Origin of the sequence: Pedococcus sp. KACC 23699, from assembly GCF_045348425.1 — a bacterium.
Classification (GTDB): domain Bacteria; phylum Actinomycetota; class Actinomycetes; order Actinomycetales; family Dermatophilaceae; genus Pedococcus.
Map to the genome: position 1 here is coordinate 177,194 of NZ_CP157483.1, position 15,907 is coordinate 193,100.

The following is a 15,907-nucleotide window of genomic DNA, read 5'->3' on the forward strand; positions in this document are numbered from 1 at the left end:
CTGCGCGGCTCACCGTCGACGTCGCGTCAGTCGCGCTGGTGCTCCTCGGCCTGCGCGAGGGCCTCGCGGATGACGGCCATCGACAGGTCGGCGGGATAGCCCTTGCGGGCGAGCATCCCGGCGAGGCGACGCTTCTGGACGAGGACGTCGAGCCCGTGCATGGAGCGCAGCTTCTTGGCGACGAGACGCTCGGCCTGGTCTCGCTCGGCATGGGGGTCGATGGCGTCGAGGGTCGCCCTGGCCGTCTCGTCGTCGACGCCCTTGGTGCGCAGCTCGCGGGCCAGGGCGCGTTTGGCGAGGCCACGGCCGGCCTGCTGCGAACGCACCAGCATCCCGGCGAACGCCTCGTCATCGATGAGTCCGACCTCGGTCATCCGGTCCAGCACGGCCTCGGCGACGTCGTCAGGGCACTCTCGCTGCTTGAGCTTGTCGCGCAGCTGCTTGCGGCTCCTGGGAGCCATCGCGAGCTGGCGCAGGACGATCTGGCGCGCGACGTCGTGGGCATCCGGCTCGGAGTCGCGGGTCTGCAGGTCGCTCTCGGGGTCGCCGGGGATGGGTTGCCACGCCTTAGAGCGACGCGGGCGGCGGTCGGACTCCGGCGCTGCCGGGCCGGACGACACTGCGGCAAGGGCGGCCTCGAGGGCAGCCCTTGCCGCAGCGTGTCGATCAGTCATGCGACATCAGTCATGCGAGATCAGTGGTCGGTCGCTCGAGCCGGGGCTCAGAACTCGACCGGCACCTCGGGGATCGCGTCGGCCGGCTTGTCGACCTGCGGCCCGATGCCGAGCTTCTCCTTGACCTTCTTCTCGATCTCGTTGCCGAGGTCGGGATTGTCCTTGAGGAACTGGCGGGCGTTCTCCTTGCCCTGGCCGAGCTGGTCGCCCTCGTAGGTGTACCAGGCACCGGCCTTGCGGACGAAGCCGTGCTCGACCCCCATGTCGATGAGGCCGCCCTCACGCGAGATGCCCTGGCCGTAGAGGATGTCGAACTCGGCCTGCTTGAACGGCGGGGCCACCTTGTTCTTGACGACCTTGACGCGCGTGCGGTTGCCGACGGGCTCACTGCCGTCCTTGAGCGTCTCGATGCGACGGACGTCGAGGCGGACCGACGCGTAGAACTTCAGCGCCTTGCCACCGGTCGTCGTCTCGGGCGAGCCGAACATGACGCCGATCTTCTCGCGGAGCTGGTTGATGAAGATCGCGGTCGTGCCGGTCGTGTTGAGGGCACCGGTCAGCTTGCGCAGGGCCTGGGACATCAGGCGGGCCTGCAGACCGACGTGGCTGTCACCCATCTCGCCCTCGATCTCGGCGCGCGGCACGAGGGCCGCCACGGAGTCGATGACGATGATGTCGATCGCGCCGGAACGGATCAGCATGTCGGCGATCTCGAGCGCCTGCTCCCCCGTGTCGGGCTGGCTGACGAGCAGGGCGTCCGTGTCGACCCCGAGCTTCTTGGCGTAGTCGGGGTCGAGGGCGTGCTCGGCGTCGATGAACGCCGCGATGCCACCGGCGCGCTGGGCGCTGGCGACGGCGTGGAGCGCCACCGTGGTCTTGCCGGACGACTCCGGTCCGTAGATCTCCACGACCCGACCGCGGGGCAGGCCCCCGATACCCAGGGCCACGTCGAGCGCGATGGACCCCGTGGGGATCACGTCGATGGGCGGACGGACGTCGTCGCCGAGGCGCATGACTGCGCCCTTGCCGAACGACTTCTCGATCTGTCCCATGACGGAGTCGAGAGACTTCGCCTTCTGGTCACCTGTTGCAGTGTTGCCACCGGACATCTTGGCCACCGTTCCTTCTTTCCATGTCGAGTCGGGCGCGCCTGCCTTCGACCCGGTCGCTGTCATCTGCTGTCGGGTCAGACGCTAGGTGTCGCCACCGACAGCCGTCCCGGGCCGATGGGCGGCCTGTGGACGGTGGTCCTGCGGGGTTCCACCTGTGGACGACCATACCGAACATCTGTTCGAAGGCACGTAGGACACGCGCGACACGCCGGATCCCCGCCCCGTCGGCGCGTGCCACGATGACGGCCATGGCCGAGTCCTTCCTCGTCGACGTCCCCGACCTGCACCCCGGCGTCCCCTATGCGTATGCCGCGGCCCCACCGGCCGGGTACAGGCTGGTCTTCACCGCCGGGGCCTGCCCTCTGAATGCGCGCGGCCGGGTGGCCGCGCCGGGCGACGTCGCAGCGCAGGCCGCGCTCGTCATGGACCACCTCGAGACCGCTCTTCGAGCTGCCGGCGCCGAGCTGGGCGACGTCGTCAGGAGCACCGTGTACGTGGCCAGCACGGCCCGCGAGGACCTCGCCACCGCATGGGACGTCGTCCGGTCGCGCATGGGCGACCACCCGGCCCCGAGCACCCTGCTGGGTGTGGCGGTCCTCGGCTGGCCGGACCAGCTCGTCGAAGTCGAGGCCGTGGCCGCCGTGCCGGGAGACGCCCTCCGCTGACCGGGGACCCGGACCGGCGGGACTCGGATCCCGCGGGACTCAGGCGACAGGACTCAGGCGGTAGAACTCAGGCTGGCGGGACTCAGATCCCGCGGGACTCAGGCGGCAGGACCCCCCGGTCGGCGCATCGGCGTGTGCGGGATGCCGTCCTCGACGAACCCCCGGCCGCTCGGGACGAACCCGAACGCGGCATACCAGCCGACGAGGTGGGACTGGGCGTCGAGGACCACGTCCCGCTCCCCCGCCGACTCGAGCACGGAGGTCACGAGCTGAGCAGCGAGACCACGACCACGCCACGCGCGGGCTGTTGCCACCCGGCCGATCCGCAGGGCGCCACCGTCCGCCTCGGCGTCGTCGAGCACCCGCAGGGTGGCCACGGGTGCCCCGCCACGTTCGATCCACGCGTGCCGGGTGCCGGGCGCCAGGTCGCGGCCGTCGAGGTCGAGGTAGGGGCAGTCCTGCTCGACGACGAAGACGTCGGACCGCAGTGCCCACAGCCGGTACGCCGTCACGGGATCGAGGTCGGTGAAGGCAGCCGTGTGCACCACGTCCGCCGGTCGGCCCGCGGTGTCGTCCATGCGCCCGATGCTAGGACCTACCCGCGACCGGGGACCGGTCGCGGGCGGGGCCGCTCGCAATGGGGGCCGATGGCGGGCGGGACCGGTGGCGGGCTGCGACGGGTGCCGCGACCGGGTCGGCTCCGATCCCACCTCCTGGTCGCCGACGGGCTCAGGACAGCAACAGCCGTTCGAGGCGTCGGGCGGCGCCGACGACGCCCAGGAGGCCGAGGACCACGAGGTACCCGACGTGCGCCAGCACCCCCCAACCCACGTCGCCGAGCATGAGCGCCCGTTCGAGGGCGACGCCGTGGTAGAGCGGGGTGAGCCGCACCAGCCACTGCAGGGCGTCGGGGTAGGTCGACAGCGGGAAGAACGTCGCCGAGAACAAGAACATGGGCTGGATCGCCAGGGTGATGTAGTCGAAGTCGACCCACGACCGCATGAACGTCGTGGCGAACATGCCCACCGCCGCGAACGCGAAGCCGATGAACACCGCGGCCGGCAGGGCCAGCAGCGCCCACCACGACCGGACCGCACCGGCGAGCAGGGCGACGACGAGGAAGGCCGCGGAGTACATCGCCCCCCGCAGCAGGGACCAGCTGATCTCCCCCACGGCGACGTCGCGTGGCCCCATGGGGGTGGCGAGGACGGCGTCGTAGAGCTTGGCGTACTTCAGCTTGAAGAAGACGTTGAACGTCGAGTCCATGACGGCGCCGTTCATCGCCGATGCCGCCAGCAGGGCCGGGGCGACGAACTGCGGGTAGGTCACCGTCATGCCCGAGTCGGTGGTGACGGTGCGCACGAGGGCGCCGATGCCGATGCCGAGCGAGAACAGGTAGAAGACCGGCTCGGCGAATCCCGTCACCAGGGCGATCCAGCCGTGGCGGAACGAGGTGATGTTGCGCTCGACGAGCATCCTGGACAGACCCGCGCCCGCCGGCATCGGCAGTGCGCGTGCGAGACGTCCTGCCGGGCCGGGTCGACGCGTGGCGGAGGGGCTGGTGGTGGCGGTGCCCGTCATGAGGACAGCCTGCGGGTGAAGGCTCGTTCGGCGAGCAGCCAGCCGGCGACGCCATACGCGACGAGCACGAGCAGGTGCCCCAGGAACGGAAGGAACCCACCCGGGCCGAAGGAGCCCCCGGACACCGTCCGGCAGGCCTCGACCCCGTGCCACAGCGGTGTCACCCAGGCGACCGGCTGCATCCAGCCCGGGAGCTGGTCGACGGGGAAGAAGGTGCCGGAGAACAGCATGAGAGGGGTGATGATCCAGCGGTAGAGGATGTTGAAGCCGTTGTCGCCCTCCTGGGTCGCGGTGAACGCGAAGATCGGTGTGGTGAAAGCGAGTCCGGTCAGCACGCCGATGGGCAGGCACAGGACCGCCCACCACGAGTCGAAGCCACCGAACAGCGCGGCGACCACCATGAACAGGCTCGTCGCCACGACCAGGTGTCCGGTGATCGCGAGGAAGTGGCCGGCCAGGACGTCGCGCACGCGCAACGGTGTCGCGAGCTGGGCGTGGTAGCCCATGTTCCACTTGAGGTAGCCGAGGACCTGGTAGCTCGACTCGCTCCAGGCCACCCACATCGTCTGGGTGGCGACGATGCCGGGGACGACGAAGTGCAGATAGGGGCGCCCGTCGATGCCACCGGCCCGGTCGTCGACGAGAGCACCGAGTCCGATGCCCATCGACAACATGAACAGCACCGGCGAGAGCAACCGGGAGATGATGCTGCCGCGCCAGGTGCGCGAGTAGACCACCGCGTGGTAGCCGAGGACGGCCAGGACGCGCTCCGTGGCCGACATCGGCTCGCGCGGACCGCGGGTCGCCCGGCTGTGGCCGTCCACCCCCGGTCCGTCCGGCTGTCCGGGGGTGACGTGGTCGGCGAGGGTCATCAGTCCACCAGCGTCCGGCCGGTCAGGGTGAGGAACACGTCCTCGAGGGTGGACCGACGCACCAGCGATGACAAGGGCTCGACCCCACGGGCGTGCACCAGCGCGGCGGCCCGGTCACCGTCGTCGGCGTAGACGAGCAGGCGGTCGGGCAGCACCTCGACCCGATCTCCGATGCCGGCCACCTGTCCGGCGTGGTCGTGGTGGTCGTCGGAGTCGAAACGCAGCTCGAGCACCTCGCGGGTGGCGTGCTCGTCGATGAGCTGTCGGGGCGACCCCTCGGCGACGATCCGCCCGTGGTCCATGACGACCAGCCGGTCGCAGAGCTGCTCGGCCTCGTCCATGTAGTGGGTGGTGAGGACGAGCGTCACGCCCGACCGCTTGAGCCGGAACAGCCTGTCCCACAACACATGTCGCGCCTGCGGATCGAGCCCGGTCGTCGGCTCGTCGAGGAGCAGGATCTCCGGGGAGTTGATGAGTGAGCGCGCGATGGTGAGACGCCGCTTCATGCCGCCCGACAACGGCTCGACCTTGTCGCCGGCGCGCTCGGTCAGCTGGGCGAAGTCGAGCAGCTCGGTCGCGCGGGACCTGACCTCCTTGCGGGAGAGCCCGAAGTACCGCCCGTAGATCCAGAGGTTCTCCTGGACGGTGAGCTCCTCGTCGAGGGTGTCGCGCTGCGGACAGCTGCCGAGGCGGGCGCGGATGGCCGGGCCGTCGGTCGCCGGGTCGAGGTCGAACAGCCGCAGCTCGCCGCTGCTGACGGGCGACACGCAACCGACCATCCGCATCGTCGAGGACTTGCCGGCGCCGTTGGGCCCGAGGAACCCGAAGCACTCCCCCTTGCGGACGGCGAAGTCGATCCCGTCGACAGCCGTGAAGTCGCCGAACGTCTTGGTCAGGCCGCTGGCCCGCAGCAGGATCTCGTCGTCGCCACTCATCGGCCCCAACCTAGCGAGGGGTACCGACAGTCTCACCAGCTTTTCGTCCCGGGTGGGACCGGGTCACCGTCGCTGCGCGGCCGCCAGCTCGGCGACGAGCGTCCGCGCCAGCTCGGCCGCGGGAAGCACGCGCACCCTCCGGTGCCCCGTCCCGGCCCAGAGGTGCACGAGCTCGGCCTCACCGGTGGCCTTCCCGTGGGCGCGCAGCGGAGCGGTGACGTGGTGGACGTGCGGGTATGCAGCGGGAGCAGCTTCGCTGAACAGGTCGGTCCACGTCGTGGCGAGCGCCCGCGCACTGCGACCGGTGAAGGCCCGCGTCACGACCGTGCGGTCCCGGTGGGTCAGGGCGTGGACGTGCACCGGGGCCGTGCCGGCCTCGGGGCACGCGAGGAACGCGGTGCCGAGGGCGACGGCCGAGGCACCCAGACCCAGGATCAGCGCGGCCTCCCCTCCGTCCGACACCCCTCCGGCAGCGATGACGGGCAGCGTGGTGTCCTCCTCCACGACGGCCACGAGGTCGCGCGTGTGGAGCTGCCGCTCCCCGGCGTCGACCGGGCCGCCCCGGTGGCCGCCGGCCTCCCAGCCCTGCGCCACGAGGCCGTCGACGCCGAGTTCCTCCGCCCACCTGACCTCGGACGGGTCGTTGACCGTGGCCCAGACCAGCGTGCCGACGGCCTGGAGACGCTCGACGACCGCCGCCGGAGGCCAGCCGAACGCGAAGCTGACGACAGCCGGGGCGGCGTCGACGAGGACGTCGACCTTCGCGTCAAAGGCGTCGTCGTCGTACCTCGGCGTGCCCAGCCCCACGCCTGCGGAGGCGGCCCACGGAGCGAGCAGCGCGGCATACCGCTCGGCGTCCTCGGTCATGGACGGGTGGTTCGGCGAGGGCGCGAAGATGTTGACACCAAAGGGATGTGGCGACTTCTGGCGGAGCTCGGCGATGTCTGCAGCGAGGCGTTCGGGCGAGAGGTAGGCACCGGCGAGGAAGGGGAACACGCCGCCCTCGGCCGCAGCCGCGGCGAGCGCGACCGTGCTGGGTCCCCCGGCCATCGGAGCCAGGACGAGGCTGTGGACGAGGGGGTGGTCCGCCCAGCCCGGGGAGGTCACCGCGCGGGCTTCCGCTCCACGCCGAGCCGGCGGGACTCGGGCACGTCCATGGCGTCACAGATGGCGGCCCAGACGTTGCGCGGGCTCTCGCCGTCCTCGATCGCCTCCATGGCCGTGCGGTCACCGAGCACGCCCAGCACGTGGTGCCGGGCGAGGGAGCTGGCGTAGCCCTCGCCGAACTCGTCGTTCATCAGGTTCCAGAACTTGCTCAGTCGCACCCCGAGAGTCTAGGTGCCACCACGGTCAGCCGAAGAGGGCGATCCCTGCCGACGTCCCCGCTGACGTCCCCGGCCGCAGCGACGTACGGGTCCCGCGGTAGAGCTGGAGGGCTCCCGACGGGAGACGCCCCAGGACGTCCGCGAGCCCGTCACCGTCGAGGTCACCCGGGCCGACGATGGTGTCGAACACCTGCCAGCCCGAGCCGATCTGGACGCCGCTGTGCAGCCCGCCCGTGCCGGTGCCGCGGTAGAGGTAGAGGGCGCCGGAGCTCGCCGAGCGCCCCATGAGGTCGGGGTGGCCGTCGCGGTCGAAGTCGCCGACCGCCAGGGTTCGGTCGAGGCTGCCCCACCCCGTGCCGGCGACGCCGTGGCCGGGCATGATCGTCGCGCCGGTGCCGAGGCGGTAGAGACGCAGGACACCCGTCGCATCGACGGCGAGCAGGTCGGGGCGCCCGTCGCCGCTCATGTCGCCGGGAGCGACCACGGAGGTGAGCCCGTTCCACCCCGTGCCGATGACCCGACCGGAGGAGTACCCACCTCGACCGGTGCCGCGGTGGAACAGCAGTGCTCCGTCGGAGGCGCGGCGGGACAACAGGTCGGTGTGGCCGTCACCGTCGAGGTCGCCGGCGTTGACCAGCAGGTTGGCGCCGGCGAAGGACGGAGCCGGGGGCTGCACGATGGCCTTCCAGCCGCCCCGGTCGTTGCCGCGGAGCAGTCGCAGCGTCCCGTCGCCGGCCCGCCCGACGACGTCCGCCCCGGCGTCCTCGTCGACGTCGGTCGCTCGGATCGCTCCGGTCGGACGCAGGAGGCCCATCCGCTGCTTGACGGTCAGTACGCGCAGCGCCGCGGTGTCGACCTGGGCACGGAACGTCGCGCTGGACGACATCTTCGCCGCGACCGCTGCCACCATGGCCGGTGCCTGCGCCGCGTCGACGGTGAGCACCATGTCACCCCCCGCGGACAGGAAGTTCACCGCGCGGGCGCCCACGCTCCAGGCGGACACCGCCTTGGCGTGGCCGAGGTCGTCGGAGATGACGACCCCCTCGAACCCCAGGTCGTGTCGCACCATGCCGCCGATCACCGTCGGCGAGAACGCCGCCGGCCTGGTCGCGTCGATGCGGGTGTAGATGGCCGAGGAGGTCATGAGGAACTCCGCCCCGCCGACCGCCGTGCTGCGGAACGGTGCGACGTAGGGGTCGGTGCGGGTGGTGGTCGAGTCCTTGACGCCGGCGGTGGTGTCGGTGTTGGCGGTGACCCTGCCGAGCCCCGGGAAGTGCTTGGTCGTCGGCATCACCCCCGCGGCCCGCATGCCTGCCGCGAAGGCGGCGGCGTGGGACCCGACGGTCGACGGCGTGAACCCGTACTCGCGGTCGTAGGCGCCGATGGGGGCGTTGCGAGGAGCGAACGCCGCACTGGGCACCGTGTCGGAGACCGGCCCGAGGTTGACGTTGACCCCGGCCGACGCGAGCTGGCGGCCCCAGGTGGTGGCCGAGGTCTTCAGGGCCGCCGGGGTGGACCGTCCCTGGGTCAGGGCGGTCGGCATGGTCGAGAAGCCGGGCCCCTTGAGGACCTGCACGAGGCCACCCTCCTGGTCCGTAGAGATGGCGAGCGGCACCCCGGCCGTGGCCGCTGAGGTCGCCTTAGCCTGCAGGGCGTTCGTCACCGCCCGCGTGGCGCTGACGCCTGCGGTGCTCCGTCCGGTGAGGATCACCGACCCCACGTGCTGCCGGCTGATCGCGGCCGAGACCGCGGAGCTGACGCCCGTGGCCGGGGTCCCCACCATGAACAGCTGGCCGATGCGCTGCGCGGTGGTCATCCGCGCGAAGACCTCCTGCGCGGGTGCCGAGCGGGTGGGCACCGTCGCTGCCGCTGCTGGTCCAGCAGCGGCGGCCAGGGCCAGTGCCCCGGTCACCACGCCTGCCGTCACCGCTGCCGTCGTGCGCCGCACCCGCATGTCGTCCCCCTTGCCCTCGGCCATGTATGGCGACCGGTCGCCATACACACTAGGACGCCGCACCGACGGTGGCGGTTGTCGGCGCGCCCGTCCGGGTCGGTGCCCGGCGGCGGGTGTCGGTGCCGCGTGGCAGGCTGTCGAGCAATGGCATCCGACGTCCTCGAGCGCTTCTCCCCCGCCACCGCGGAGTGGTTCCGCGGCTCCTTCAGCGAGCCCACCGCCGCCCAAGCAGGTGCGTGGGACGCGATCAGCTCTGGGCAGCACGCCCTCGTGGTCGCGCCGACCGGCTCCGGCAAGACCCTGTCGGCGTTCCTGTGGGCCCTCGACCGGCTCGCGAGCACCCCGCCCCCGCAGGAGAAGCTCAAGCGCTGCCGGGTGCTCTACATCTCCCCCATGAAGGCCCTCGCGGTCGACGTCGAGCGCAATCTGCGCTCCCCCCTCGTCGGCATCGGCCACGCGGCGACGCGCCTCGGGCTCCCCCAGCCGGACATCACCGTGGCCGTCCGGTCCGGTGACACACCCGCCAACGAGCGCCGGGCCTTCGCACGCACCCCCAGCGACGTCCTCATCACCACTCCCGAGTCGTTGTTCCTCATCCTCACCTCCCAGGCACGCGAGGCCCTCGCCGGGGTCGAGACGGTCATCCTCGACGAGGTGCACGCCGTTGCGGGCACCAAGCGCGGGGCCCACCTCGCGCTCACCCTCGAGCGGCTCGACGCCCTCCTCGACACACCGGCGCAGCGCATCGGGCTGTCCGCGACCGTGGAGCCCGTCGAGGAGGTGGCCCGCTACCTCGCCGGGGGCAGACCGGTCGAGATCGTCCGACCCCCGTCGACCAAGGAGTGGGACCTCGAGGTCGTCGTCCCCATCGCCGACATGTCCAGCCTGGGCGAGGTCATCGAGGACGACCTCTCCGGTCCTGCGGCGGGCGGCGAGCGCCGCGCCTCGATCTGGCCCCACGTCGAGGAACGCATCGTCGACCTCATCGCCTCCCACCGCTCGACCCTGGTGTTCTCCAACTCCCGTCGGCTCGCCGAGCGCCTCACCAGCCGGCTCAACGAGATCTGGGAGGAGCGCCTCGAGACGGCGGCCGCCGAGCGGGCGGACACGGAGGGCACGGTCCCCGCGGACGAGGGAGCATCGCCTGCTCCCGACAGCCGCCGCGCCCACGCAGCAGCGCGCACCCCGGCCCAGACGATGGCGCAGGCCGGATCGAGCTCGGGCGCTCCTGCCGTGCTCGCCCGCGCCCACCACGGGTCGGTGAGCAAGGAGCACCGGGCCCTCATCGAGGAGGACCTCAAGGCCGGTCGGCTCCCGGCCGTCGTCGCCACGTCCAGCCTCGAGCTGGGCATCGACATGGGGGCGGTCGACCTCGTCGTGCAGGTGGAGTCCCCACCGTCGGTCGCCAGCGGCCTGCAGCGCGTGGGCCGCGCCGGTCACCAGGTCGGGGCGGTCTCGCGGGGCGTGTTGTTCCCGAAGTTCCGTGGCGACCTGGTGCAGACGGCCGTCGTGGTCGAGCGGATGCGGGCCGGAGCCATCGAGTCGCTGCACGTCCCGGCCAACCCCGTCGACGTCCTCGCCCAGCAGATCGTCGCCATGTGCGCCCTCGACGAGTGGACCGTCGACGACCTCGAGAAGGTCGTCCGCGGCGCGACCCCGTTCGCCTCCCTGCCGAGATCGATCCTCGAGTCGGTCCTGGACATGCTGTCGGGCCGCTACCCCAGCGACGAGTTCGCCGAGCTGCGGCCGCGCATCGTCTGGGACCGCGTCACCGGTGTCCTCAGCGGTCGCCCCGGCGCCCAGCGCCTCGCTGTCACCTCCGGCGGCACCATCCCCGACCGCGGCCTGTATGCCGTGTTCCTGGCCTCGTCCGAGGGTGCCGGGCGGCGCGTGGGCGAGCTCGACGAGGAGATGGTCTACGAGTCGCGGGTCGGTGACGTCTTCACCCTCGGCACGTCGACCTGGCGGATCGAGGACATCACCCACGACCGGGTGCTCGTCACCCCCGCGCCCGGCATGCCCGGCAAGCTGCCGTTCTGGAAGGGCGACCAGCTCGGCCGCCCTGCCGAGCTCGGGCGGGCTGTGGGGGCGTTCGTGCGCGAGGTCGTCGGACTCGGCGACGCCAAGGCTCGTGAACGCGTCACCGCTGCGGGCCTGGACGAGTGGGCCACCGACAACCTCCTCGCCTACCTGCGCGAGCAGAAGGAGGCCACGGGGCACGTGCCCGACGACCGCACCATCGTCGTCGAGCGCTTCCGCGACGAGATCGGCGACTGGCGGGTCGCCGTCCACTCCCCCTTCGGTGGCCAGGTCCACGCACCGTGGGCGCTGTGCGTCTCGGCCCGGATGCGTGAGCGGTTCGGCGTCGACGTGCAGGCGATGCACGGGGACGACGGGATCGTGTTCCGACTCCCCGACCTGGAGTTCGAGGACGGCCGCGGGGTGGGTGCCGAGCTCATGGAGCTCGTCCGCCTCGACCCCGAGGAGGTGCACGACCGCGTCACCTCGGAGATCGGCGGTTCGGCGTTGTTCGCCGCCCGCTTCCGCGAGTGCGCCTCGCGCGCCTTGCTGCTCCCCCGGCGCCGCCCCGACCGTCGACAACCCTTGTGGCAGCAGCGTCAGCGCGCGGCCCAGCTGCTCGAGGTGGCCAGCCAGTACGCCTCCTTCCCGATCATCCTCGAGACCGTCCGAGAATGTGTCCAGGACGTGTTCGACGTGCCCGGCCTCGAGGCCTTGATGAAGGCCGTGGAGTCGCGCGAGGTGACGCTCGTCGACGTCGAGTCCCGCCAGCCCTCACCGTTCGCCCGGTCCCTGATGTTCGGGTACGTCGCCCAGTTCCTCTACGAGGGCGACTCACCGCTCGCCGAGAAGCGGGCCGCCGCACTCTCCCTCGACCCCACGCTGCTGGCCGAGCTGCTGGGCCGTGGCGAGGGACTGTCGCTGCGCGACCTGCTCGACCCGGAGCAGGTCACCCGCACCGAGAACGAGCTCCAGCGACTCGTGCCCGAGCGCGCGTGCCGGGACGCCGAGGACATCGCCGACCTGTTGCGGGTGCTCGGCCCTCTGTCCCTTCCCGAGATCCAGCGTCGTTCGCAGGAAGCGTTGTCCCACAAGGAGATCGGCAGCTGGCTCGTCGACCTCGAGGGTGCCCGACGGCTGATCCGGGTGCGCGTCGCCGGCGAGGAGCGCTGGGCCGCGATCGAGGACGCGGCCCGGCTGCGGGACGCCCTGGGCGCGTCCCTGCCGGTGGGCATCCCCCAGACCTTCCTCGAGCCGGTCCCCGACCCGCTGGGTGACCTCGTCGCCCGGTTCGCCAGGACCCACGGGCCCTTCCCCGTCGCGACGGTGGCGGCCTGGTGGGGTGTCGGTCCTGCCGTAGCCCTGGACACCCTACGACGCCTGGTCGCCTCGGGTCGCGTCGTCGAGGGCGAGCTGCTGCCGCTGGAGAACGGCGGCGGTAGGCACGGCCTCGACTACTGCGATGCCGAGGTGCTGCGCATGCTTCGCCGCCGCTCGCTGGCGGCCCTTCGTGCCGAGGTCGAGCCGGTCGCGACGGTCGAGCTGGCCAGGTTCCTGCCGCAGTGGCAGGGCGTCGGCGGTGGCCTTCGCGGTCGCGACGGGCTCATCCGAGCCGTGGAGCAGCTCGCCGGGGCCGTCCTGCCCGCGAGCGCCCTCGAGACACTGGTGCTGCCCACCCGGGTGGCTGGCTACACCGCCTCCCTGCTCGACGAGCTCACCAGCAGCGGTGAGGTCCTCTGGCGCGGCCACGGCTCGCTGCCCGGCGACGACGGCTGGGTCTCCCTGCACCTCGCCGACACGGCGCACCTCACGATGCCTCCGCCGTCCGACGAGGTGCTGACCGAGTCCCAGCAGGTGATGGTCGACGCGCTCTCCGGCGGCGGCGCCTACTTCTTCCGCACCTTGTCCGACGCCGTCGGCAGCACCGACGACGAGCAGGTCCTCGCCGACCTGTGGGCCCTGGTCTGGTCCGGCCGGGTCAGTGGCGACACCATCGCCCCGCTGCGCGCCCTGCTGTCCGGCGGCAAGACTGCCCACCGTCGCGCCGCTTCCGGCCCGAGGTCGTCGCGCTACGCCGGGCGACAGGGTTCGCTCGGCACCCTCTCCGGCCGCCGGGGCCTGGGCCGTCCGTCGCTGCCCACTCGCTCCGGTCCTCCTGCCGGCGCCGGACGCTGGTCGCTGCTCCCGGAGAGCGAGGGCGACGCCACGGTGCGCGCCTACGCCACGGCCGAGGTCCTGCTCGACCGGTATGGCGTGGTGACCCGCGGATCGGTCGTGGCCGAGGACGTGCCGGGCGGGTTCGCCGGGGTCTACCGCGTGCTCGCCGCCGCCGAGGAGTCCGGGCGCGTGCGTCGGGGGTACTTCGTCGAGTCGCTCGGCGCAGCCCAGTTCTCCACCACGGGCGCCATCGACCGCATCCGTGCGGGGTCCCGCCAGCCCGGCGCCGACCCCGACGACCGCCAGGGGCCGGCGCTCGTGCTCGCCGCGACCGACCCCGCCAATGCGTACGGCGCCGCCCTGCCCTGGCCGGAGCGCGCCCCGCGGGACGAGGACGCGCCCGCCGACAGCGAAGCCGGACGAGCAGCCGGGGGCCGCAAGGGCCACCAGCCCGGCCGCAAGGCCGGAGCCCTCGTGGTACAGGTCGACGGCGAGCTCGTCCTCTACGTCGAACGAGGCGGGAAGACCCTGTTGTCCTGGACCGACGACCCGATGCGCCTGCAGAGCGCCGCGGACGCCCTCGCGCTCGCCGTGCGGGAGGGCGCCCTCGGACGGCTGACCGTCGAGAAGGCGGACGGCGGGGCGCTGCTGGGGTCCGAGCACCCCCTCGTGTCAGCGCTGGCCAACGCCGGGTTCCACGCCACCCCGCGCGGGCTGCGGCTCCGTCGATGAGTCCTGCCGCCGACACGATCCACGTCTTCGTGACCGGAGCTCTGCGTGCCTGAGGGGGACACGGTCTGGCGCACGGCCACGCGGCTCCACCGGGCCCTCGCAGGTCAGGAGATCACGCTCTGGGACGCCCGTTTCCCCGAGATCGCAACGACCGACTTCCGGGGAGCGAGGACCACCGAGGTGGTCAGCCGGGGCAAGCACGTCCTGCACCGGCTCGACAACGGCGTCACGATGCACTCGCACCTGCGCATGGAGGGGCAGTGGCGGGTCGAGGCCCCCGCCGAGAACGGACGGTGGCTGCGCCGGGCCGACCTGCGGGTGGCCGTGGGCACGCAGGAGTGGACTGCCCTGGGCCTGCGGCTCGGGGTGCTGGAGCTCCTGCCGACCAACCGGGAGTCCGACGCGGTCAGTCACCTGGGCCCGGATGTCCTCGGTCCCGACTGGGACGCCACCCGCGCGATCACCAACCTGCGCGGCTCGGCCACGACCATCGGAGCCGCCCTGCTCGACCAGCGCAACCTCGCCGGCGTCGGCACGCTGTGGGCGTCCGAGAGCCTGTTCATGGAGAAGGTGCACCCGTGGGCCGAGGCTGGCGAGCTGTCACCCGACGTCGTCGAGCGGCTGGTGGACCGGGCCCACCGACTGCTCGACACCGCCCGCCACCATGCGGTGCAGTCGAGCACCGGCGTCCGCCGACGTGGCGAGGAGAGCTTCGTCCACGCGCGGTCGGGCCGACCATGCCGGCGGTGCGCGACGATCATCCGGGTGGCCATGATCGGACAGGCACCCCAGGAACGCACGATGTTCTACTGCCCCAGCTGCCAGGGCGGCCTCGGCCCGACCGACGACGGTCGGCCACAGCGACCGATGGGCTCCTCAGGCGGACGGGCCCAGCCCTACCGCCGAGCCTGAGCTCGCCGTCTCCACCCGCTGCAGGCGAGGCGCCGGGGCCACGACTACACCCCCTCCTGCTTACGGAGCCGGCGGCGCACCCGCCCGGCTGAGGATCTCCTCGACCACCTCGGTCTTGGCGTCCGCGTAGTCCTGCACGTAGCGCCAGCGGCGAGTGGCCAGTTCGCGTTTCGTCGCGGCATACAGCTCGCGGTCCTGCGGGTGCGTGCGCAACCAGTCGCGGAACACGCGCATCCGCGCGATCTCGGCGTCCGCCGCCCCCGGCGAGAACACGTGCAGGTTGACGTCGTGCGGGCTCCCGCTGTCCACGCGGCGGTACAGGACTCGATGCTCGAGCCAGGCGGGCTCGCGGATGCGCAACGTGTAGCCGGCTGCCTCCAGGGCCGACACGTAGGCCGACTCGTCCGAGGAGTCAGGCACCAGGAGCAGGATGTCGATGACCGGCTTGGCCGGCAGACCCGGCACCGAGGTCGACCCCACGTGCTCGACCGTCACCGCGACAGGCCCCAGAGCCGCGGTGATCGCTGCGCGTTCCGCCTCGAACCTGGCCGCCCACGCCGGGTCGTGCTCGACGACCACGACTGGCACGGCATACGGGGTCAGGTTGCCGACCACCGCGCTGGGAGGCGGCGGCCCTTCGTCGACCACCCGACTGCGCAGGTCAGGCGGCGGAAGCGGAGACCAGCGTGCTGGCCGGGAGCGGCAGCGAGACGGGGGCGGTCAGCGCCTCGGTCTCGGCGACACGCTCGGACACCTGGCCAAGGACCTCGGAGAGCGGGAGGTGCAGGGCGCCGCAGATCGATCCCAGCAGCTCCGAGGAGGCTTCCTTCTCGCCGCGCTCGACCTCACTGAGGTAACCGAGCGAGACCGACGCTGCCGCAGAGACCTCGCGCAGGGTGCGCCCCTGGGACTGCCGCTGCTCACGGAGCACGTCGCCGAGCTCACGACGGAGCAGGATCATGACGCCTC

At 72.2% G+C, this 15,907-nt stretch carries 14 protein-coding genes; 3 read left to right on the top strand and 11 right to left on the bottom strand.

The features are described 5' to 3' along the window. Positions 1-26 precede the first annotated feature (26 nt). Together ABEG17_RS00850 and recA are read right to left on the bottom strand one after the other, a co-directional pair. Positions 27-674, bottom strand: a complete 648-nt coding sequence (locus ABEG17_RS00850; RefSeq protein WP_406831360.1) for a regulatory protein RecX — start codon at positions 672-674, stop codon at positions 27-29. A gap of 47 nt (positions 675-721) precedes the next feature. Further along, entirely contained in the window at positions 722-1,726 is a 1,005-nt protein-coding gene (recA, locus tag ABEG17_RS00855) for a recombinase RecA (protein ID WP_406833246.1), read from the bottom strand. 308 nt (positions 1,727-2,034) lie between these two features. On the opposite strand from recA, the gene ABEG17_RS00860 reads away from it, so the two are divergent. Continuing rightward, complete coding sequence (locus ABEG17_RS00860) at positions 2,035-2,451, top strand: RidA family protein (RefSeq protein WP_406831361.1); 417 nt, start codon at positions 2,035-2,037, stop codon at positions 2,449-2,451. 98 nt (positions 2,452-2,549) lie between these two features. Here the strand turns inward: ABEG17_RS00860 and ABEG17_RS00865 are convergent, their stop codons facing one another. The 7 genes from ABEG17_RS00865 to ABEG17_RS00895 all read right to left on the bottom strand — a co-directional run bounded on the left by ABEG17_RS00865 (position 2,550) and on the right by ABEG17_RS00895 (position 9,142). Continuing rightward, the gene (locus ABEG17_RS00865) at positions 2,550-3,029 is read right to left on the bottom strand and encodes a GNAT family N-acetyltransferase (protein WP_406831362.1); all 480 of its coding nucleotides are present in this window, start codon (positions 3,027-3,029) and stop codon (positions 2,550-2,552) included. Positions 3,030-3,180: 151 nt separating this feature from the next. Further along, a complete protein-coding gene (locus tag ABEG17_RS00870) occupies positions 3,181-4,032 on the bottom strand; it encodes an ABC transporter permease (protein WP_406831363.1) in 852 nt (283 codons plus the stop codon). Next, the gene (locus ABEG17_RS00875) at positions 4,029-4,904 is read right to left on the bottom strand and encodes an ABC transporter permease (protein ID WP_406831364.1); all 876 of its coding nucleotides are present in this window, start codon (positions 4,902-4,904) and stop codon (positions 4,029-4,031) included. The genes ABEG17_RS00870 and ABEG17_RS00875 overlap by 4 nt, the downstream gene beginning before the upstream one ends. Beyond that, a complete protein-coding gene (locus tag ABEG17_RS00880; RefSeq protein WP_406831365.1) occupies positions 4,904-5,839 on the bottom strand; it encodes an ABC transporter ATP-binding protein in 936 nt (311 codons plus the stop codon). The genes ABEG17_RS00875 and ABEG17_RS00880 overlap by 1 nt, the downstream gene beginning before the upstream one ends. A 63-nt stretch (positions 5,840-5,902) precedes the next feature. Further along, entirely contained in the window at positions 5,903-6,946 is a 1,044-nt protein-coding gene (locus ABEG17_RS00885) for a nitronate monooxygenase (protein WP_406831366.1), read from the bottom strand. Beyond that, a complete protein-coding gene (locus ABEG17_RS00890; protein ID WP_406831367.1) occupies positions 6,943-7,164 on the bottom strand; it encodes a DUF3046 domain-containing protein in 222 nt (73 codons plus the stop codon). Before ABEG17_RS00890 ends, ABEG17_RS00885 begins: the two co-directional genes overlap by 4 nt. A 25-nt stretch (positions 7,165-7,189) precedes the next feature. Next, positions 7,190-9,142, bottom strand: coding sequence for a glycoside hydrolase family 3 N-terminal domain-containing protein (locus ABEG17_RS00895; protein ID WP_406831368.1), 1,953 nt, complete (start codon positions 9,140-9,142; stop codon positions 7,190-7,192). Between the two features lie 120 nt (positions 9,143-9,262). On the opposite strand from ABEG17_RS00895, the gene ABEG17_RS00900 reads away from it, so the two are divergent. Then, positions 9,263-14,026, top strand: a complete 4,764-nt coding sequence (locus tag ABEG17_RS00900; RefSeq protein ID WP_406831369.1) for an ATP-dependent helicase — start codon at positions 9,263-9,265, stop codon at positions 14,024-14,026. A gap of 45 nt (positions 14,027-14,071) precedes the next feature. Beyond that, positions 14,072-14,938, top strand: a complete 867-nt coding sequence (locus ABEG17_RS00905) for an Fpg/Nei family DNA glycosylase (RefSeq protein ID WP_406831370.1) — start codon at positions 14,072-14,074, stop codon at positions 14,936-14,938. A 60-nt stretch (positions 14,939-14,998) separates the two neighbouring features. On the opposite strand, the gene ABEG17_RS00910 is transcribed toward ABEG17_RS00905, so the two are convergent. Together ABEG17_RS00910 and ABEG17_RS00915 are read right to left on the bottom strand one after the other, a co-directional pair. Next, on the bottom strand, positions 14,999-15,586 hold the full coding sequence (locus tag ABEG17_RS00910; protein WP_406831371.1) for a GrpB family protein: 588 nt from the start codon (positions 15,584-15,586) through the stop codon (positions 14,999-15,001). Positions 15,587-15,599: 13 nt separating this feature from the next. After that, on the bottom strand, positions 15,600-15,899 hold the full coding sequence (locus ABEG17_RS00915; protein WP_406831372.1) for a helix-turn-helix domain-containing protein: 300 nt from the start codon (positions 15,897-15,899) through the stop codon (positions 15,600-15,602). Positions 15,900-15,907: the final 8 nt, after the last annotated feature.